This is a genomic window from Acidobacteriota bacterium (assembly GCA_035471785.1).
Lineage (GTDB): Bacteria > Acidobacteriota > UBA6911 > RPQK01 > DATIPO01 > JANQFM01.
In genome coordinates this window covers 1-20,990 of sequence record DATIPQ010000063.1, presented here as the reverse complement: position 1 = coordinate 20,990, position 20,990 = coordinate 1, and the positions used below count along the sequence as shown (strand labels likewise).

The following is a 20,990-nucleotide window of genomic DNA, read 5'->3' as shown; positions in this document are numbered from 1 at the left end:
CGGCCACAGGGAACAGCGAATCAGCCGCGCTGTGTGCTTCCGCGCAGCACCAGCATGGGACTGACGGCAGTGGCGCGGCGGGCCGGGAGAAGATTGGCCAGCAGCGACACCAAGGCGAGCAGGAACAGGGTCACCAGGTAGACCAGCGGGTCGCGGGCGCTGATCCAGAGCATGGAGGTGACCTGGGGGGAAAGAATGAAGGCGGCCGCCAGGCCGGCCAGGGTGCCGATCACAGCCAGCGTCATTCCCTGAACGACGACGAGCTTGAGGACCGCCATGCGATTGGCTCCCAGGGCCATGCGAAGGCCGATTTCGTTGCGGCGGCGGCTGACCGTGTAGCTCATCACGCCGTAGGTCCCCACCGCCGCCAAGGCCAAGGCGACCAGCCCGAAGACGCTCAACATTCCCGCCGCCAGCCTGGGAGCCCACAGGGACTCGTCGATGATCTCCGAGATGGTCCTGACATTGGTGAGGGCGAGTTGGGGCCGAAGCGTACGCATCCGCTGCTGGGCCAGGGAAAGAACCGCCAGGGGATCGCCGCGGGTGAGCAGGTGGAAGGTGGCCGTGGCGCTGTAGTTCTGGCGCAGGGACTGGAAAATGAAGGGCTGCGGATCTTCGCCCAGCGTACCGTAGGTGGCGTCGGCCACGATACCCACCACTTCGACCGGGGCATCGTCGCCATAAAAAGTGAAGCGCTGTCCCAGGGCGTCCTCTTCAGGCCAGAAGCGGCGAGCCATGGTTTGGTTGATGACGGCTACCCTTGGAGTATGTTGGTCATCCGAGCGCTGGAAGGAACGGCCGCGGTCCAGGGGCATGCCCACGGTGCGGAAGTAGTTGTCGCTGACGTTTTTGACCTGCACCAGACGTCCGTTGCCGTCCTGCCGGGAATCCCGGCCCTGCAGAAAGACGCTGCGCATCACGGACGGCCCCAGAGGCTGTCCGCTGGCCACGGCCGCCGAGGCTGCCCCGGGCAGACCGGAAAGCTGCTCCGAAGCCTCCCTGAAGAACTCCAGACCCTGCTGGCGGTCGTAGCCCTGAGTACTCAGGTCGACGTTGAAAACGGCCAATCGCTGCGATTCGAAGCCCGGATCGATGGTGCGCGCCTGGCCCACGCTGCGCAGAAAGAGTCCGGCTCCCACCATGGCCAGGGTGGAAAGGGCCACCTGAGCGATCACCAGCAGGTGGCGCGCCTGCAGCAGGCCCCGCGTTCTCGAGTTGGAAGACGTCTCGTTCTTGAGGGCGGGAACCAGCTCAGGGCGGGACGCCTGGAGAGCCGGAAGCAGACCGAAGAGGAGGCCCGTCAGGAGAGACAGGAGCAAGGCGAATCCGAGCACCCGAGCGTCCAGACTCAAATCGAGTGATACGTTCTCAAGAAAGGGCGGGCGGTGAGACCAGAGCAGATCCCTTCCCCAATACGCTACCGCCAGTCCCACCGCACCGCCGCTCAGAGCCAGCAGCGCCGACTCGGTCAAAAGCTGGCGCAAGAGCCGTCCGCGCGAAGCTCCGATCGACAAGCGGACGGCGATCTCGCGGCGCCGGGCGCGGGCCCGGGCCAGCAAGAGGTTGGCTACGTTGGCGCAGGAGATGAGCAGGACCAGCGCCACCACCGTCGAGAGCACCCAACCCGCCCTCGTCATCATGCTGCGGAAACCGGGCGGCAGGAAGGATTCAGCCAAGGGGCGGACGATGACGCTTCGTCCCTGGTTGGGCTGCGGATGCTGCTCGCTCAAGGAGCGTGCGATGGCTTGCAGGTTGCTCTCGGCTTGTTGACGGGTGACGCCCTCTTTGAGGCGTCCGTGGACGAAGAGGGTGAGAGCGCGCCGCATCGAATACATCCCCTGCATCCATTCGTCGAATGCGTTGGTGTGCATCATCAAGGGCACCCAAAGGTCGACGCTGGCCACCACCGAAGTACCGCTGAACCCGGACGGCGCCACCCCCACGACGGTGTAGTCGAGGTTGTTGAGATTGATGGTCCGCCCCACCACCGAGGGATCCCGGCCGAATCGCAGCGTCCAAAAGGAGTGGCTGAGCACGGCCACCGGATCGCGTCCGGGAACCTCGTCCTCCTGAGGCAGGAAGAAGCGTCCGGCGGCCGGTTCCAGCCCCATCACCTCGAAGTGGCTGGCGCTGACAAGGTTGGCCGCCACCATCTCCGCCGGGTTGACCCCGTCGCTGAAGTTCATGGGGGCGAAGACTTCCGCCGACATGCCGGAAAAGACTTCGTTGGACTCGCGAAAATCCATGAAATTGGGAGACGACATGGGCAGATTGCCACCCAGTACGCCCCCCGAAATGCTTTCGTCCGTGGTGAAGACCGCCATCAAGGTGGAAGGGTTGCCCACCGCTAGCGGGTTCAGGAAGATGGCGTTGAGCAGGGTGAAGATGGTTGTCGTGGCACCGATTCCCAGTGCCAGCGAAAGGACGGCCACCACGGTGAAGGCGGGATTCCGCAGGGCAGTCCTGATCCCGAAGCGAAGGTCCGACGAAAAGTCTTGCATGCTGGGCAAGCAGCATGGATGAATGACGGCCAAGCCGTCATGGAGAAGCTTTCAGGTTTTTCTCAGGAAGTTCTCAGGAGTGCCTTGGCGGGCTCATTGAGCCAGAAAAGCGCAAGCCCGCTCTTGCGAGCGGGCTCGCCTGGGGGAGGAGGGGGAGTTGGGTTTTTTCAAACCCGTTTTCCGCCTACTTAGATGCCGCACCCCTGGTGAAAGATCACTCTTTTTTTCGAAAAAATCGCAGCGGCGGGCGCGATCAGCGCTGCAGCTCCTTGCGACGGATGTTCTGCAAAGGACGACGGCGCTCCTCCCGGTATTGGTAGAAGCGGTAGCCGTAGTCCTCCAGGTCGGTATCCAGCATCTTCTCCAGTCCCCGCTGAGTGAACTGGCGGTTGATGAGGTAGGGATCGTCCAGCATTTCCAGCAGGTGGGGAAGCGCCCAGCGGGCCCCGGCCCGGGTCAGGGCATCGGAGGCCACAAGGCGGGTGGCCGGATGAGAAGAGGCTAGCCAGTTGAGGACGGCCGGTTCCTGAGGAAGGGGATAGGAGGAGGCCATGCGGGCGGAATCGAACTCGGCCCCGTACCATTCGCTCAGATGCTCGAGCGTCCACCCGATGCTCTCGTCCACATGGCACATATTGCAGGCATTGGGCTGCCCTGACTCGATCATGTGGGGCTGGGTGGGGCTGAAAATGTGGTGGGTGCGCACCATGTCCTGCAGCCCCTCGTTGATGCGCGGCATGTGGCAGTTCATGCAGCGGTCCCCGGGCGTCTCCGGCTGATGGCGGGTATGCAGGCGGCGGGCCCCGGCCTCCTTCAGGGCCTTGTGGCACTCCAGGCATTGAGCGTCGTCGCGGCGGGGCGGACGGTCCCAGCGGGGCCCGATGCTGTAGTGGGGATCGTGGCAATGAACGCAGGTCAGAGCCGACATTCCGGCCGCCTGAGCGCGTCCGGGATGGTAGCAGGCCCCCCGCGAGGCGTCCGAGTACTCGGTGGAATTCCAGGTGTCCATGCCTCCCGCGTAACGGGGGCGTCCGCCCGAGTGGCAGCGCGCGCAGGTCCAGTTGAGATTGCGGCTGTTGCGTCCCCAGGCCTGGCTGCTGCTCTCCTGGCTGTTGACCAGCACATGCGGGCTGGAGGGGAAAAAGCGCGGCAGCAGATCGCTGCCCTCCGCACTGCTGCGTCGGGCGTGCTCAAAGGCGCCGTTGTGGCAGGCCTCGCAACTCACGCCCAGCGTGACGGCGTGCTCTTGAGCGGGCAGGTAGTCGATGCGCTGCTCCAGAAAGGCCGATATGCGGGCCAAATCGGCTTGATGAAGGGCCTCGCGTTGGGGCAGCAGACGCGGGTGGGCCTGAGCCAGGTAAGCCGACATGTCGACGGAAAACTCGCGGGGAGAGAACTGTCCTGAACGCAGCCTGCCGTCCGAGGTCAGCAGCCAGTCCCCCAGCGGACGCGTGGTATGGCAGGCCGAGCAGGAGCGGTCATAGTGAACGGTAGAGGCTTGAGCGAAGGGATCCTCCCGTTCCTCGTCGGGGCCTTCCGACGTGATATGCACCACCGGCACCCACTGGCTCTCCCCGATCCAGTATCCGAAGGGCAGCAGATGGTCCTCCCGGCGGACGATGTGATCGGGCGGCTCGGGCCCCTCATCCAACACCCCCACGTAGTACTGGAAGAAACGCGAACCCAGGGTGCGGCGAACCCGGTAGCGGCGGACCACGCCGTCGCGCTCAAGCCGCATGTACCAACCCCCGCCGTCGCCTTGAGCCTCCCCATGGCGCCGGAAGAACCGCGTCCGGCCGCCCCTGTAATCCATGCTCACGCCCGAAAAGTCGCCCTTTACGGTGGACTCCGAAACGCGGGCGTTCATCCAGCGGTGCGAGTGCTGCGACCAGGCCTCGAAGCGCTCGGAATGGCAGTCTTTGCAGGCTTCCGGCCCCGCATAGTCCTGGCGGCGGATATTGCTGTAGTCCCCCTCGTCGAGGGCTTGACGGCGCACCTCGGAGGGAACCCCGTCCCACCATAAAAGCTGGTGGGGCGCACCGTCGCTCAGCGCAAAGACCGCCCGCGGACGCTCTTTCAGGGCCGCCTCCAACTGCTTCTGGCAGCGGGCGAAGTACTGGGGCAGATCCTCGCCGGCCAGTTGGGCGTCGAAGCTGTCGCGCAGCATCTCGGCCGATGGACGCTGGGCCGGTCCCGGCAGCGCGGCCGCCCAGGCCAGGGCCTTCCACGACTTCTCCTTGCGGCCCAAATGACGGTAAGCCAGACCCAGCCGGTAGTTGGCATAGGCGTCGGCAGGCTGCACACGGACGGCCTCCTGCAGATCTTCGGCCGCCTCCTCAAGCCGCCGGCGGCGCTGGCCGTCCTGGCCGGAAAGGGCCTGGGCCAGACGCACCCGCCCACGCGAGTAGAGTCCGGTGGCCAGCAGGCGGTCGCGGTTCTGTTGCCATTGCAGTCGGGACAGATTGGGCGGCGTGGGAACCTTGTCCAAAGCCTCAAGCAGCCGCTCAGCCTTCTCCAAGGCCTCCTGGCCGCGGCCGCTTTCGGCCAGGTAGAAGGCGGTCTGGGCCAGCAACTGCAACCAGCGCGAGGTCTGCTCAGGCCGGGACGCCAGTAAGGCGTCGAAACGCTCCAGCGGCCCCTCGACGTATTCCAGGAAGGCCTGATAGCGTCCTTGACGGAAAGCTTCATTGGCCAGCAGGTAGCGGGCCTCGTCGGCCTGGGGACTTTGAGGATGGCGCTTCAGGAACCAGCGGGCTTTGTCGAGCCGCTTCTCTCCCTGGTGGGCCTGCTCCACCTCGCTCCAGTCGGTCTCAGCCGTCCGCCCCTGGGCGGCGGCCCACAGCAATCCCCCCAAGAACAGGCATCCGGCCGCAGCCACCCAGCGTTTCTTCATTGGCCTGCTCCGCTACTCGTCGCCGCTCAAGAGACGAAGGGCCTTGGCAAGGGCCTGAGTGCCCTGGCTGCCCTCGCCGCGGGCTTGAGAGGCGTTGAAAAGCTGATGCACCAGCGCCGCCCCGGGCAGCGCCGTGTCCGAGGAGGAAGCGGCTTCCATGACCAGCCGCAGGTCTTTCTGCATGAGATCGATCATGAACCCGGGGGCGAAATCGTCGGCCACGATTTTGGGACCCAGGTTGGAAAGCTGCCAACTGCCGGCCGCGCCTCCGCTGACGGCCTCGATCATGACGGAAGGATCGAGTCCGTTGCGCCGGGCCAGCGAGAGGGCTTCACAGACGGCCTGAAGATTGACCGAAACCAGGATCTGGTTGCAGAGCTTGGTCACCTGGCCGCTGCCTGACGGTCCGCAGTAGGTAATGCTTTCACCCATCACCTCAAAGAGCGGACGCACGCGCTGAAAGGCCTTCTCGTCGCCGCCCGCCATGATGGCCAGGGTGCCCTTGTGGGCCCCTACGTCGCCTCCCGAGACCGGCGCGTCGATCAAGGTTGCGCCCTTTTCCTCCAGCTTGGCGTTGAGACGCCGTTCCAGTTGGGGCGAGACAGTGCTCATGTCGATCACCACCGCACCTTCGCCTACGCCTTCCAGCACGCCTCCCTCGCCTTCCACCACCTCGGCCACGTCGGGCGTGTCGGAGACGATGATGATGACGATGTCGGCCTGGGCGGCGGCTCGAGCCGGCGAAGAGGCCTGCTTGGCGCCCTGCGCCGCCAGGGCACGGCACTTGGAGGCGGTGCGGTTGTAGACCGTCAGCGGATAGCCGGCTCGCAGTATTTGGCCGGCCATTGGAGCTCCCATGATCCCCAATCCGATAAATGCCACGTTTTCTTTGCTCATAGGAACCAGTTTAGGGGTTCTTGCGGGCCGCCTCCAAATTGAGGCGGAAGTCGCTGCGCTGAGGCTCCAGCCGAACGGCGGCCTGATACTCCTCAACCGCCTTTTCCCGCTCTCCCAGGGCCAGGTAGACGTTGCCCAGCAAGTTGCGCAGGTCGCCGTAGTCGGGACGCAGTTGCTTGGCCCGCTCGGCCGTTTGGCGGGCCTGCGGATAATCTCGCGCCTGGTAGAAGTAGGTGGCCGAGAGGAAAAGTCCCTCCGGATTGGCGGGGGCGATTTCTCTCATGCGCTCAAGATGCTTTTGGGCTGCCGGCAGCACTGAACTGGAAAGGTAGATCTTGGCCAGATAACTGTGAGCCAGCCAATTGTCGGGCTCCTCCCTGAGAGTCTCGATAAAGGCCTCACGGGCCTGGTTGACTTGTCCGCCCTGCAGGAGTTCCTGGCCCCGCCGCAGCGCCGAAGAGGCTTGCCGGGCGGACTGGCTTTCCCTCTCCTGCCCTTGATCAGCCTGGCGGAACAGTTGCAGATAACGATCCGCGATTTCGCCATTGTCGACGCGGCGGTGGGCCCGGGCCAATTCGAAATAGGCTTGAGCCGGCGGATCCTGGCCTTCAACCACCGCTTCCAAGACATCGACAGCCTCCAAAGGACGCCCCGAATCGATCAGCAACTTGCCCAGATCGAGCCGATATGAGCTTTCCCGAGGCTGAAGTTGGACGGCTTTTCGCAGCGCCTCTTCGGCTTCCAAAGTCTGTCCGGTCCGCCATAGCGCCAGTCCCAGACCGTGATGGACAGCGCCTTCGCCGGGAGCTTTTTGAATGGCTTGTCGGAAGGATGAGACGGCCTCCGGATAGCGTCCCTCCAGCAGCGCGATCTGGCCGCGGCGCAGGTGGCTGCGCAGGGAGTCGGGCTCGACCTGGTCGAGGCGGTCGAGGACGCGCAAGGCGTCCTCACTCTGCTCGGCCTGAAAATAGAGGTCGGAGAGCAGCCACAGCGCCGCCGGATCGGATTGGCGGGGGAGGTTCTCGCCGTCCAGCGGACTCAATGCCTGCAACGCCTCCTGCCAAAGGCTCAAACGCCCCAGAGTGGCCGCCAGCGCCAATCGGTAGTCGCGCTTGCCGGGGTCGAGATCGACGGCTTGGCGAAACTCGGCCGCAGCCTCCTGCCAGCGTTCCTGCTCGCGCAGCACGATTCCCGTGACGAAGAATCCTTGCGGGTCGTCGGGAAAGGAACGCTTGTGGCGGGAGAGAGCCTCCAAGGCCTGGGGAAGCCGTCCCTGCTGAGCCAGCCGCATTCCCTCCTCCAGCGCCGGGCTCCGGGTTTGGGCAGAGAGCGGACATGCGGCCGTCATAAGGGCCGCCTGCAAAGTCAGCAAAAACGCCGCGAGGGCCCCGAAACGGGGCCCTCGCTGTTGGATTCGCATGTGAATCGCCCTTGACCCTCCATCGCCTTAGAGACGAAGGGTTAGCTGTTGATGCTTCCCGGCTTAGAAATCGAAGCGGAAGCCGATCTGCATGGCGAAGGGATCAGAGCCTTGACGGTCTCCGATGCCCAAAGCGTTGTCGTTGATGTCGAACTGGGTCACCACGAAGTTGCGCCCGTTGAAGAGGTTGAAGAACTCGATGAAGGCCGAGGCAAAAGCCCCTTCGCTGACGAAGAACTTCTTGGTGATGCGCATGTCGACAGTCACGATCTTGTTGTTGTTGAAGGAGTTGCGGTCCAGCATCTGGCCTTCCACGCAGTCGCCGCTGAGGCCCTTGTCGAAGAGGCCTTCGCAACTGGTGTGAGCCGTGGCCGTCCCGCGGCGAAACTCGCTCGAGCCCGGAGTCTGGGTAGCGGTGGTAATGACCGCACGGTCATTGAATTCGCCATCACGGTTGGTGTCGGTTCCGGTGGTGATGGAGAAGGGCGAGCCCGAACGGGCATCGATGATGCCGCTGATCTGGAAGTCCCCGGGCAGTTCCAACACGCCGTTGAGCACGAAGTTGTGGCGGATGTCGTAGTCGGAACGGCCGAACTCCTGGAACTTCTTGAAGGGGTTGACCGGGTGCACGGTGTTGGCGTCGCGCTCGTTGTTGTTCTCGTCGTCGTTGTATCCCAGCGTGTAGTTGGCGTTGAACTGGAATCGGTCGGAGAAACGCTTGGAGAGCGTCAGGCTGAGGGCGTCGTATTCGCCGCGGCCCGAGCTTTCCACCAGACGGATGTCATCGCCGGTGATATCGCCCTGGGGACGGGTCGAGGTGTTAAAAATCTCGCGACCGAACTCGTTCTCGACGCCCCGGAACAGGTTGATGTCGAGACGAGTCTGCATGTGGCGGGTCTGGGCATGGGTGTAGGAGATTCCAGCCACCCAGTTGGGAGCCAACTCGCGCTCCACACCGAAGGTGAAGCGGTAGCTCTCGGGATTCTCGAAGTCGAGAGCGTGCAGGTTGACGCGTCCGATGGTGCCCGAGGAGGGCAGGGTGATGCCCAGCAGACCGGCTGCCTGGGAAAGGTCGGAGAAAGCCGTTCCCAAGCCGGGGAAGCTGTCGCCGTTGAAGTTCAAGGGCACCTGGCGGGCCAGGTCTCCTCCGAAGAAGAGGGTGGAGCCATTGGTGACTTCGCCGTTGACGCGCAAGGGATTAGAGAACAGCAAAGTGGGCGTGCGGGCATAGAAGATGCCGGCCGAACCGCGGATGACGGTCTTGCCGTCCTGGGCCGGATCGTAGGCGAATCCGATGCGGGGCGCCCAGTTGTCGGTGTCGTCCACGATTTTCTCGGCGAAAGCCGGGAAGTCGGTATTGGGACGGTCGTTCTCAGGGTTGTACTGGCCTTCCCAACGCAGTCCGAGGTTGATGGTCAGCTTGTCGGTCGCTCTCCAGTCGTCCTGCACGAAAAAGGCCCATTCCTGCACCCTCACCACCAAGTCGCCAGGTCCGAAGAACTGTTGGTAGGCATCGGGGAAGGGAGTTCCCGGCAGTCCACCCACCGGAGTCGGGTCGCAAGCGTCGCAGACGCCCAGCAACTCGGCCAAGCCGTCGAAGTCGAAGTTGCCGCGGAAGTTGCCGCGGAAGACCTGGTCGACGCCGGTGTCGTTGTACTCGACGCCGAACTTGACGTCATGAGCGCCGAAGTTGTAGGAGAGGTTGTTGACGAACTGATAGCGGTCGTCGTCTTCCGGAATGGGCAGGAAGAAAAACGCGCCCAGATCGCAGCATCCCGAAACGTCTACTTCAGCCGTCACGTCGCTGGCGTTGGCCAGACGGGGACGGTCTTCGTAGAGGTAGTTAAAGCGAAACTCGTTCACGACCCTGGGCGAGATGATGGCATTCCAGTTGAACACCACCTGCTGGGTCTCGTCCAACTCCAGCCCGTTGTGAGACAAGGCGTCGTCGACCGTACCCGTGGAGGTACCGTTGACCTGCTCCGAATCGGTGAAGGTGTAGCGGAAGTTGAAGTTATTGGAGCTGTTGGCCACCCAGTCCACCTTGCCGTTCCACACCTGGGCGTCGTCGGTGCTGTTGAAAGAGCCCTGCAGGTTGATCAGCTCGGGAGGAGCGATGGCCAGTTCCTCGTCATCCAAGAAAAAGGAGACGATCAGGGGCGTCTCGAATTCCTGGTGTTCAGTGGAGAAGAAGAAGAACAGCTTGTCGCGAACGATGGGTCCCCCGAAGCTGCCGCCGAACTGGTGCCGCGTGGACTCGGGCTCGATTTCCCTCTCCGAGATCTGGAAGGCGGAATCGACGCTTCGAGTGACCTCGTTGCCCAGCATGCTGTCGTTCTGGAAGAGGTAGAAGGCGCTGCCGTGCCAACTGTTGGTTCCCGACTTGGAAACCACATTGACCAAGCCGGCCGTGGCCCGTCCGAACTCGGCGCTGTAGCCGTTGTTGACCACCACGAACTCGCCGATGGCTTCCTGCGAGAAGGTGAAGGGCGGACGGTCGCCGCCAGACTGGCCGCCGAAGAAGGCATTGTTGCGGTCGGCTCCGTCAATCTGGAAGTTGGTTTCGATGCCCTTGGCGCCGCCTACCGAGATGGTGTTGCGCGAAGCCTGGACCGCTCCCGGCGTCAGGAAGATGAAACTCTGGAAGTCGCGTCCGTTGATGGGCAGGTTGTCGATGGCGGTCTCGTTGACCGTGGCCTGCGGCAGCGAACTCGAGGTCTCGATCAGCGGTGCGTAGTCGGCGCTGACGCTGACCACTTCCTGCATCTCGCCGATCTCCATGGTGATGCGCAAGGTGAGGGTGGCGCCGATGGTCAGCCGAACCGGACGCTCGACCGCTTTGAAACCTTCCAATTCGGCTTTGACGGTATAGGGACCGACAGGCAGAAGCCGGGCCAGGAAGCGGCCTTCGTCGTCGGTGATGACGACGCGCTCAAAGCCGGTTTCGTTTTGTTCTAGGTAGATCGTGGTTCCGGGCAGGACACCGCCCGACTGGTCTTCCACCGTCCCCTGAATCACGCCGGTGCTGGCCTGAGATTGAGCCAAGGCCGCAGTGCCGGCGAAGATCGAGAGGCAGGCGACAAGGCCGGCCGCGATCCAAATGCGTGACAATCGCCAGTTCATGGTTTGATCTCTCCTCCGTTTGTCTCCGTTTGGGGTTCGGAACTCTCTGCTCTTTATGGTTCTATGGTTGACTTTGGTCAGAGTCCTCGGCCGCCGGGTCCTCAATCACCACCAGTTCCTGCCGGAAAGAGGATTGAGCTCCGACGACGTCTTTGACCCAGACTTCGACTAAGAATCGACCGGGCGGCAAAGTGAAGCGCGTGCGGTAAGCCGAACTCCCTTCAACCGCCTCCTTAAATTCCGCTGCGCCCAAGCGGGCTTCCAGACGGTCGGCCTTGTGGCCGACCACCACCTTGCGGATGTCGCGGACTAAAATCTCCATCTCCACCTGAGCCACAAAGTCTTCGAACTTGCGGTTGAAGTTGAGGCTCCGGTGAGGAACGATGACGGCCACGTCGCAATACGTCTCTTCAGCCACGTAGCCCGTCTCAAACTCGACTTCAAAAGGGAATTGCTCAAAGCTGACTTGGGTCGAGACAAAGGTGTCGTCGACTTTGACCGGCAAGGGTTTCAAGGCCGCCGAGTAGGCCTCGACCCGATCCAAACGGCTGCCGCCGAACGTCCTCAACCCGATGCGCCGGTTGCGGCTGCGGGTGATGAAGGAACCGGTGATGTAAGAGAGGGCGTCCTTCTCGTCGGCATCCATCACCAGCTTGTATTCGGGCGAGCCGTCTTTGGATACGAACTCGAACCTGACCTCCTGCCCCAACCCGGGCAGATAGCGATACTCCCACACCTCGTAGGGCAGGGCCGTCATGGTGTCGTTCGGAAACTGGCGGCCGCTGGCTTTGAGTTCTTCATGAGAGCGAAATACCCGTCCGCCGGTGGGATTGGTCTCACGCCGGTCGGGAGGGCCGAACTTGATGTAAATCAGGCCCCTGTCCGTCTTCCAGCCAGGTTTGCCGGCATGAAACTTCTCGTTGGCATAAGCGATGCGCCGGTAGTGCTCTTCGCGGACCTCGTTGCCCGGGGTCTCGGGGTCGGGGTCGCGGCTCTTCCAGAACTGCTCGATAAAGGCTTGCTTCTCAACGTCGGTGGTCAGGCTCTGGAAGACCTCCTTCTCCTCCGTCGAGATGATATAGAGCACGTCGCGGGTGAGCCATTCCTTGTAGGGATCGCGCCGTTCCTCGTCGCGGCTGTCCTGGGCCCAAGCCAGCGGAGGGAGGAGGAAAAAAGCGCACAAGGAATGAATCGCAATTCGCCTCATAAGATATAGCTTCGACTGCTGCAAACTATTCAAAAATTTGGACTTTAGTTCAATATTCTGGAGCCGGCTAACGCCTTACGGGACCGGCTAAGAGAACATATTCGATGGGGCAGATCCTGCGGTGTGGTCTCATTGTCAACTTCCGTACTTTCCCCGTCAAGCCGGCTCCATTTCTACCCCGAAATCCTCCAACTGTCAATAGGCCTTGGATGAATCGTTCTTAAAGATCGATTGAAGGATCTCCTGGCTACCGCCTCTATCTTATTTACTGCCCATGATTTGCAGGCACACCTCCCGGCGCCTGGCCTTGTTGTCAAAGTTGATCAGCACCACCTGTTGCCAGGTTCCCAGCCGCAGGCGGCCGTCCACCACCGGAACCACCAGATCGGGTTTCAGCAAGGAAGCCCTCACATGAGAAAAGCCGTTGCCGTCGTGCCACATCTCCTCGTGATGGTAGTCGCGTGTAGGCGGAATAATGCGATCGTAGAATTCTTTCAAATCTTCCACAAGTCCCGGTTCATACTCGACGGTCGTAAGCCCGCCCGTCGAGCCCACCACGAAGAGGGTGGCGGTACCGTTGCGCACCCCGCTTTCCTCGACCTTGGACTGGACCTGAGCGGTGATCTCCACGATTCCGCAGAACCCCTCGGCCTGGAATGTCAGTTGGTAGGTTTCGACCGTCATGCTTTCTTGCGCTTCCTGGAAGAGGCCCTCTTGCGGGGGCGGTAGCGGCCCTGGCACCCGGGACAGAAATGGGTGCCGCGCTGGCTGACCACGATTTTCTCGATCACTTCGCCGCAGGTGCGGCAAGGCTGGCCGTCGCGTCCATAGACCTTGAGCTCTTCCTGATGATTGCCCTGCCGGCCCTCGCTGTCGATATAGTCGCGCAGACTGGTGCCGCCGAAGTGAATGCCGCGCTCGAGCACCAGCGGAACTGCCTGGAAGAGCCGCTCCTTCTCAGCCTTCTTGAGTCCTGAGACCGGCCGCAGCGGATTCAGCCGGGCCTCGAAAAGGGCCTCGTCGGCGTAGATGTTGCCCACGCCGGCCACGAAACCTTGATCGAGCAGGATCGACTTGACGGCCACTTTGCGCCCCTTCAGGCCGGCCACAAAGTCTTCCAGGCGATACTCGTCGGTGAAGGGCTCCAGTCCCAAACCGTCCAGGTAGGCTTGCAGTTGGGGCGAACGGCTGGAGTAGAGATAGATCTTGCCGAACTGGCGGATGTCCCGGTAAAGCATGGCCGTGCCGTCCCGGAAGAGAAACTGCAGGTGGGTGTGCTTGTCGGGCGGATGCTGGCGTGTGCGCTGAAGCCCCGTCGTCTCATGGCGGACAAAGCCATCGGAGTCGGGCTTCCCGGGATCGCGGAAGGTCAGTTGCCCGGTCATGCCCAAGTGCACCAGCAGGCAGTGGCCGGGAAAGTCGAAGAGCAGGTTCTTGCCCCGCCGCCGAACCTCCTCCAGAGGCTGCCCCGAAAGGGTCCCCATCAGCTCTTCGGGGTCGCTGCGCAACACGCGCGAACGGCCGATCACCACTTCCTCCACCACGCGTCCCCGCACCCGCGGGCGCAAGCCGCGCCGGATGGTCTCAACTTCGGGCAACTCTGGCATGCCGCCTATCTTACCATCCGCTTTTTGCCGCTCCGCCCCCGGTGAGAATCCTTGCAGATTGATCCTTGGGCCTTGAGAGTTGCCGCAGCCAGCGGCCTGTGCATATTACAATGGAGCGCTATGCTTGATGACCAGCGCTGGATCGGCAAGACCTTCGACGACTTCCTCTTTCGTCCCCAGCGGGGGATGGCGGAATCGCGGCGGGAAATCAACCTGGGCAGTCCTCTCAGCCGCAAGTTGACACTCGAGTTCCCGGTCGTCTCGGCCAACATGGACAGCGTCACCGGCATGGCCATGGCGCGGGCCATGGCCTATGAGGGCGGGCTGGGCTTTATCCACCGGGGGCTTTCCATCGAGCGCCAGGCCGAAAAGGTGGCTCTGGTCAAGCGCAGTTGGGGCACTGTGATCGAAGAGCCCCTGTCGCTGCCGCGGGGCGCCTCCATCCGCGACGCCAAGAACTTCGCCCGCCGCCACGGCGTAACAGCCCTGCTCATCGTCGAGAAAGAAGGGTCGGAGACCCTGGCGGGGGTGCTGACGCAGCGCGACATTCCCTGGATGGAGGGCTACGACGAACGCACGGTGGAAGACTTCATGACGCCCTTCGACGAGCTCATTACGGGGCCGCCGGAAACCAGCGTCGAGGAAGCCGAGAAGGTGCTCTTCTCCAAGCGCATCGAGCGCCTGCCGCTGGTCGACCAGGAGCGCCGCATCCACGGGCTGATCACACGCAAAGACATCCTTTTCATGCGCAACCGTCCTCTGGCCAGCAAGGACACCAAGGGACGCCTGCTGGTGGGGGCCGCCGTAGGCGCCCGCGGAGACTTTGTGGAGCGGGCTCAGGAACTGCTGCGGGCCGGCGTCGACATTCTGGTCATCGACATCGCCCACGGGCATTCCCGGGTCATGCGTGAAGCGGTGGAACGGCTGCGGGCCGAGGTGGGCGACGTGCAACTGGTTTGCGGCAACGTGGCTACCTTCCAGGGGGCGCGCTTTCTCAAGGAGTTGGGCGCTGATGCCGTCAAAGTGGGCGTAGGGCCGGGGCGGGGATGCCGCACCCGTCTGGAAACCGCCGCCGGCGTGCCCCAGTTGCAGGCCGTCAGGGAGGCCTGGTGCGCTCTTAAGGACGAGATCCCCATCATCGCCGACGGCGGCGTGGTGCACGACAAAGACATTTTTCTGGCCCTGATGACGGGCGCCTCCAGCGTCATGCTGGGAAGCGCTCTGTCGGGGACCGACGAGGCCCCCGGTCATGTCATCGAAGACCCTTCCACCCACAGCAAGAAGAAGATCTATCGAGGCATGACCTCTCCCCAAGCCGTCTTCGAGTCGCTCTACGACGCCGAGAATCCCGAGGAACTGAAAGACGCCCTGGAAACGCCTGCCGAGGGACAGGAAATGCAGGTTCCCTACAAGGGCGCGCTGGCCGACGTGCTGCAGCGCATCCGCGGCCACCTGCAATCGGCGGTCAGCTACGCCGGCGAAGAGAGCCTGCAGGCCGCCCGCGCCAAGATCGTGCCCAAGGCCCTCGAATATCTCATTCCGCTCAGCGCTTCGGCCCGTCGCGAGTCCTACGAGCGCTGAGGTTTCAGGCGGCCCTGCTGATGATAGGATGATGGGCCATGAAGCGGCTCATTCTCACCCTCTGGCTGTTGCTGCCGGCCCTCTCCTGCGGGAGCGGCGCCATCGACCGATCGGGACTGCTGGCCTCCGGTCCCATGCTGGGCTATTCCACCCACCGCGAAGTGCTGATCTGGGTTCAGACCAGCCGGGCCGCTTCGGTGCAGATCCGATATTGGCCGGAAGGAAAGCCGGCGCTGCGCCGATCGACGAATCGGGTCGACACCCTCCCCCACGATGACTTCACCGCCCGCCTGCTGGCCCGCCGGCTGCAGCCGGGGCAGCGCTACCAGTACGAGGTCAGGCTGAACGGAGGCAAGGCGCGAGTCGATTATCCGCTGCGCTTCCAGACTCAGCCGCTGTGGAAGTGGCGGGGCGATCCGCCTGAATTCTCGCTGGCCATCGGATCCTGCGCCTACGTCAACGAAGCAGAATATGACCGGCCCGGCCAGCCCTATGGGGGCGGTTTCGAGATCTTCGCCAACATTCTCCGGGCCAGACCCGACCTGATGCTGTGGCTGGGCGACAACACCTACCTGCGCGAAGCCGATTGGGGAAGCCGGGACGGAATCTTCTATCGCTACTCCCACACCCGTGCCCTGCCCGAAATGCAGGCTCTTCTGGGCAACGTTCACCACTACGCGATTTGGGACGATCACGACTACGGACCCAACAACTCCGACCGTTCCTGGGTGCTGAAGGCGTCCGCCCTGGAGGCTTTTCGAAGCTTCTGGGGCAATCCCTCCTACGGGCTGCCCTCGCTTCCCGGAGTCTTTACTTCTTTTTCCTGGGGCGATGTCGACTTCTTTCTGCTCGACGGACGCTGGTACCGGGCTCCTACCGATGCCCCGCCGGAGCGGGACAAGGTGATGCTGGGCCAGGGACAGCTTCAATGGCTGATCGACGCGCTCACCAGCAGCCGGGCCACCTTCAAGATCGTGGCCGCGGGCGGACAGGTGCTCAATCCGCTGCCCGTGCACGAAACCTTCGCCCGTTTCCCCGGCGAGCGCCAACGCTTGCTGGAGGCTGTGCAAGAACGGCGCATCGAGGGCCTGATTTTCATCTCGGGCGACCGCCATTTCACGGAGTTGGCGCGCTTGGACCGGCCCGGCTCCTACCCTCTCTACGACTACACCAGCTCCCCCCTGACTTCGGACACGGCCAGTCCCGACGTGCTGCAGGAAGAGAATCCCCTGCGCGTTGAGGGGACCTTGCTGGCTCAGCGCAACTTCGGGATCCTGCGCTTTGCCGGCCCGATGGGACAGAGGATCCTCACGCTGCAGGCTCTCTCCACTCAGGGCCAGGTGCTGTGGGAGCACCGCATCGAAGCCCGGCAACTGACCTACCCGGAGACGGACGCTGAATCCCGCTAGCGCTGCCGGTCATCCTGAGCCAGGGCCTTGCCAAGTTCGAGGTGCGATATGCGAAGTTCGAAAGAACCCCGAAGGTAGTGCAAATCGCCAGCCCATGAAACTTGACGCGAGTGTGAACGTGTTAGGCCACCCGGCAGCACTAGCGCTGCCGGTGATAAGTTTTGAGCCAGGGCCCTCCGTTCTTGTCCCTCACAGGGACAGATTCGCCAGCCCAGCGACTGTGTTAGAAGTCAAGTCCGGGCTCGCTGAAGGCGAGCGATTCGCCAGCCCAGGGTCAGCCCCGGCGAGCGCCAGCGAGACGGCGGCGCCACCCTGGGTTTCAGACGGCCAATGTGCGAACGCTGAAAGCGTGGGATAACGCCACAGGGTGGCTCAAAACTTCTGACGCACTGCTAGGTGGCCAACAAGTTCACACACGTGTCCAGTCCAGCGGCCGTCCTAAAAGCCTAATTGCTCTCGGCGGTATGAGGCTGCTTGCGAGCTAGCTATAATCCTTGGCAGGCTCATCCCATGAACAAGTGCTTACAGACGCTGCTCTCGGAAATCATCGACTATGCCGGGCTCTTTCCGCCCGCCGGACTGGACATGGCCAGGGCGGTCGAGAATTACCATGAGTACAGGGACTGGCCCGAGTCCTGGATGCTGGCCCGCTTCATCGTTCCCGCCGCCCGCCTGCAAGGTCTGGCCGAAGCCGCCGCCGGGCTGTGGGAGCGCCAACCCGACCGTCCCTGGCGGCTTTCCGTGCTGATTGGAGAGGACGCCGAGGGCGATGCCGAGCGTGTGGCCGAGTTCCGCCGCCGCTGGGGAAGGCAGGCCCGCATCGAGGCGGCCGAGGCCAAAGCCGGGACGCCTGAGCGGGTGGCCGAGATCCTCAGAGCCTTGGGAGACGGCATGCCCGTCTATTTCGAGCTGAGCCCTGACGAAGGCCTGGAGGAAATGCTCTCCCGATTGGACGGAGCCCGCGCCTGCGCCAAGATCAGAACGGGCGGCATCACCCCCGAACTGATTCCGTTACCCGGCCAAGTGACCCGCTTTTTCGATGCCTGCCAAAAGGCCCGAGTCCCCTTCAAGATGACCGCCGGGCTTCACCATCCGCTGCGCTCGCGTCAACCGCTGACCTACCAGGGAGACGCGCCGCGAGCCGTCATGCACGGATTCCTCAATGCTTTTCTGGCGGCTTGCTGGGTGCATTCCCACAAGGCCGACAGCAGGCGCACCGAGGAGTTGCTGATGGAGACCAATCCCGCAGCCTTCCGCTGGGAGCAGGACGCCGTTATCTGGCGCGGCCTGCGCCTCGACTGGGGAGAGGCCGAAGCCTGCCGTCGCGGCTTCGCCCATTCCTTCGGTTCCTGCTCCTTTGAGGAGCCCGTCCAAGATCTGAAACAATTGAAACTGCTATGAGCGAACTCAACGAAACCCACCATCCTCAACTGAAGAGCTGGGTGGAAAGCGCCAATCAAGCTTCCACCCACTTCCCCGTACAAAACCTGCCGCTGGGCGTGTTCCGGCGCCGAGAGAGCGATGAAGCCCCCCGCGTGGGCTGCGCTATCGGCGATCAAATCTTCGACATCTCGGCGGCCGCTCAACTGGGGCTCTTCGAAGACGCAGCCGCCGCCGTGCAGGCCTGCCGCTTTTCAAGCCTCAATGCCCTGATGTCGTTGGGACAGCCTCATTGGACGGCGCTGCGCCGCGAGCTGAGCCGCCTGTTGCGGGAAGGCAGCCCGGCTTCGGCCGAGAGCGGGCGGCTGCTGGCCGGCCAGGCCGAGTCCCAGATGGGACTGCCCGCCAACGTGGGCGACTACACCGACTTTTACGCCTCCATCCACCACGCCACCAACGTGGGCAGCATGTTCCGTCCCGATAACCCGCTCCTGCCCAACTACAAGCACATTCCCATCGGCTATCACGGGCGGGCCTCCTCGCTGATGGCCGATGGAAGCGCTTTCAAGCGTCCCTTGGGACAGACCAAGGCTGACGAGGCCGATGAGCCCGTCTACGGGCCCTGCAAGCTGCTCGACTACGAGTTGGAAGTGGGCTTTTTCGTGGGACCGGGCAACCCCTCGGGTCAACCGATTCCCATCGACAAGGCCGGTGAGCACATCTTCGGACTTTGCCTGGTCAACGACTGGTCGGCACGCGACATTCAAAAGTGGGAATATCAGCCCCTGGGTCCTTTCCTGGCCAAAAGCTTCGCCACCACGGTTTCGCCCTGGGTGGTGACGGCCGAGGCCTTGCAGCCCTACCGGGTGGAAGCCTTTCAGCGGTCCCCGGACGATCCTCAGCCGCTGCCTTATCTGGACTCGCCCGTGGAGCGCCGTCAAGGGGGCATCGGGCTGACCGTGGAAGCGCACCTGCTGACCGAAAAAATGCGCGAAGATCGACAGCCGCCTCATCGCCTGAGCCGGGCAAGCTTCGCCCACATGTACTGGACCATCGGCCAGATGCTGGCCCACCACTCCAGCAACGGCTGCAACCTGCGCCCCGGCGACCTGATGGCCAGCGGCACGGTGTCCGGCCCCCAAGAAGAGGCTCGCGGATGCCTGCTGGAATTGACCTGGAGGGGCAGCAACCCGATCAAGTTGCCCAAAGGCCAGGAAAGGCGCTTTCTGCAGGATGGCGACGAGGTCATCCTGACCGGCTACTGCGAGGCGGAAGGGCGTCCCCGCGTCGGCTTGGGCCAATGCCGGGGACGCGTCCTGCCCGCTGATTGAGGCGGATCGGCAACGCCCGGCGCGGGCGCCTCAGCGCCGGCCGGCCGCTGCTGTCCGTTAGCGGCGGGACTCGGCGTTGAGCGGTCCCAGCATGATGTCGCTGCGGCCCGGCAAGACCGGGAAAGCCGTGAGGATGGGCACGTCGCCCGGCAGTCCGACGTTGGCGTCGTCGTTCTGCTGCAAGGTCACGACGGCGATCGGCTGCTGGGAGGCGATGGTCACGGCGCCGAAAGAGTCGGCCGGGACCACGTTCTCGAAAATCTCCGGCACGAACATCGCAAAGTGCTCTCCAGCCACCAGCGTCACCTGCTCCATGGCGATGAAATTGAAATCCTGGTCGTAAAGGCGCATGGAAACCGTGGTGTCGGGATTGCCCTCGCCCACGGCGGGATAGGCCATCGCGATGCCGGTCTGGTTGAAGCCGTTGGAATCGAAGACGAGACTGAAATCGGTTCCGGCCTGTGCCGAAGGAACACCGGCTTGAGTGGTGGTCACGCCCAGATCCTGACGGGTGAAGAGGGCCGTGCCGTCCACCGCGGAACTGCTGACGACTCGTGCGTAGCCGACTTGAAGCCCTTCGATGCCGCTGGTCTCCCGCACTAACGACTGGCCTGGCTGCAGTTCGAACTCGTAGGTATCGCTGGCCGGACCGTCGTTGAGGTCCAGCATCATCCCCAGGCCTTGCCCCTGGAAGAACTCCAGGCGCAGTGTGGCAGTCTCGGTGCCGGGGTTGTGGAAGATAAAGCGGGTGGTGAAGGTGATGCCGACCACCGTACCGTCTCCCACCTGAGGGAAAACGATGATACGTTCGCCCGGGCCTTGCAAGGCGTCGCCGTAGAGGAAGCCGATGGCCGCCCGGTCGTCGTCGTTCAACAGCGCTCCCCGCCCGTCCAGATGGGCCTGGGCCCGCATGATGGCCTGATCGAGAAGAGGGTTGCCGGCGCAAGCAGGGGACAGTGCGTCCCCGCAGGAATGCCCCAATCCCAGCGAGTGCCCCAGCTCATGAGTGACGATGGCCCGGTAGTTCTGTTGGGCGTTGACGATCGGTTGCTGGGCGTCGTCGTCGAAAAAGATGCACTCGATGCCCTTGTTCATGTTGACGAAGCCGCGGGTGGCTCGGAAGAAGTCTCTTCCTTTGTGCTGAAACCTGGTGGCATTGGTGAAGAACGGCCCCCCGTTGGCCAGCACGCCGCCCTCGGCGCAATCGAAGTCCTCTTCGATGGATTCGCGACGGTCGTCGAAGAAAAGGACGCTGTTGGGCTGCGGCTCGTCCTGGGGCCGATTGGCGTCGGAAGTGCCGGCGAAGACGTAGCTGATGGTGCTGTTGGGATCGTCGACCCAGGCGGCGATGGAATCGATCAGGCCGCCCGTACCCGGAGGATCGTCTCCCTCGTCGGCCAGGCCCTTTTGACCGTCCTCGTGAATGAACCAGGGGATCTGGGCGACATCAAAGTTGGTCCAGCGGATGGGCACCACCTCACCGGGGCAGGCGCCGGGATCGTCGCGGCATTCAAGCAGGGTGAAGCGCTGCCTCAGTTCGCGCTGGCGGCCGATTTCCTCGGCTTCTTGCCGGCTCAAGTCGACGAAATAGTCCTCCGCCGGGCGGCTCTCGCTCTTCAGCCAACGGCTGAAAGCCTCCAC

General features: G+C 63.3%; 13 protein-coding genes. 4 read left to right on the top strand and 9 right to left on the bottom strand.

Features of this window, described 5'->3' with window-relative positions; translation table 11 throughout:
* Window positions 1–20: 20 nt before the first annotated feature.
* The 8 genes from VLU25_09250 to mutM form a co-directional block, all read right to left on the bottom strand.
* The gene (locus VLU25_09250; GenBank protein HSR68117.1) at window positions 21–2,501 is read right to left on the bottom strand and encodes an ABC transporter permease; all 2,481 of its coding nucleotides are present in this window, start codon (window positions 2,499–2,501) and stop codon (window positions 21–23) included.
* Window positions 2,502–2,754: 253 nt separating this feature from the next.
* The gene (locus VLU25_09245) at window positions 2,755–5,394 is read right to left on the bottom strand and encodes a hypothetical protein (GenBank protein HSR68116.1); all 2,640 of its coding nucleotides are present in this window, start codon (window positions 5,392–5,394) and stop codon (window positions 2,755–2,757) included.
* A 12-nt stretch (window positions 5,395–5,406) separates the two neighbouring features.
* A complete protein-coding gene (locus VLU25_09240) occupies window positions 5,407–6,291 on the bottom strand; it encodes an NAD(P)-dependent oxidoreductase (GenBank protein ID HSR68115.1) in 885 nt (294 codons plus the stop codon).
* 10 nt (window positions 6,292–6,301) lie between these two features.
* The gene (locus tag VLU25_09235; protein ID HSR68114.1) at window positions 6,302–7,711 is read right to left on the bottom strand and encodes a tetratricopeptide repeat protein; all 1,410 of its coding nucleotides are present in this window, start codon (window positions 7,709–7,711) and stop codon (window positions 6,302–6,304) included.
* Between the two features lie 63 nt (window positions 7,712–7,774).
* Window positions 7,775–10,834, bottom strand: coding sequence for a TonB-dependent receptor (locus VLU25_09230; protein ID HSR68113.1), 3,060 nt, complete (start codon window positions 10,832–10,834; stop codon window positions 7,775–7,777).
* Window positions 10,835–10,895: 61 nt separating this feature from the next.
* On the bottom strand, window positions 10,896–12,041 hold the full coding sequence (locus VLU25_09225; protein ID HSR68112.1) for a GWxTD domain-containing protein: 1,146 nt from the start codon (window positions 12,039–12,041) through the stop codon (window positions 10,896–10,898).
* Window positions 12,042–12,302: 261 nt separating this feature from the next.
* Window positions 12,303–12,725, bottom strand: coding sequence for a secondary thiamine-phosphate synthase enzyme YjbQ (locus tag VLU25_09220; protein HSR68111.1), 423 nt, complete (start codon window positions 12,723–12,725; stop codon window positions 12,303–12,305).
* The gene (gene mutM, locus VLU25_09215) at window positions 12,722–13,648 is read right to left on the bottom strand and encodes a bifunctional DNA-formamidopyrimidine glycosylase/DNA-(apurinic or apyrimidinic site) lyase (GenBank protein HSR68110.1); all 927 of its coding nucleotides are present in this window, start codon (window positions 13,646–13,648) and stop codon (window positions 12,722–12,724) included. The genes VLU25_09220 and mutM overlap by 4 nt, the downstream gene beginning before the upstream one ends.
* A 120-nt stretch (window positions 13,649–13,768) precedes the next feature.
* Here mutM and VLU25_09210 point away from each other — a divergent pair, with 120 nt between their 5' ends.
* From VLU25_09210 to fahA, 4 genes are all read left to right on the top strand, one after another.
* Window positions 13,769–15,229, top strand: a complete 1,461-nt coding sequence (locus tag VLU25_09210; protein HSR68109.1) for an IMP dehydrogenase — start codon at window positions 13,769–13,771, stop codon at window positions 15,227–15,229.
* Between the two features lie 38 nt (window positions 15,230–15,267).
* Window positions 15,268–16,638, top strand: a complete 1,371-nt coding sequence (locus VLU25_09205) for an alkaline phosphatase D family protein (GenBank protein ID HSR68108.1) — start codon at window positions 15,268–15,270, stop codon at window positions 16,636–16,638.
* Window positions 16,639–17,148: 510 nt separating this feature from the next.
* Entirely contained in the window at window positions 17,149–18,039 is an 891-nt protein-coding gene (locus tag VLU25_09200) for a hypothetical protein (GenBank protein HSR68107.1), read from the top strand.
* A complete protein-coding gene (gene fahA, locus VLU25_09195; GenBank protein ID HSR68106.1) occupies window positions 18,036–19,349 on the top strand; it encodes a fumarylacetoacetase in 1,314 nt (437 codons plus the stop codon). The genes VLU25_09200 and fahA overlap by 4 nt, the downstream gene beginning before the upstream one ends.
* Before the next feature lie 57 nt (window positions 19,350–19,406).
* Here fahA and VLU25_09190 read toward each other — a convergent pair.
* Window positions 19,407–20,990: hypothetical protein (locus VLU25_09190; protein HSR68105.1), on the bottom strand; the 1,584-nt coding region annotated here is incomplete at its 5' end.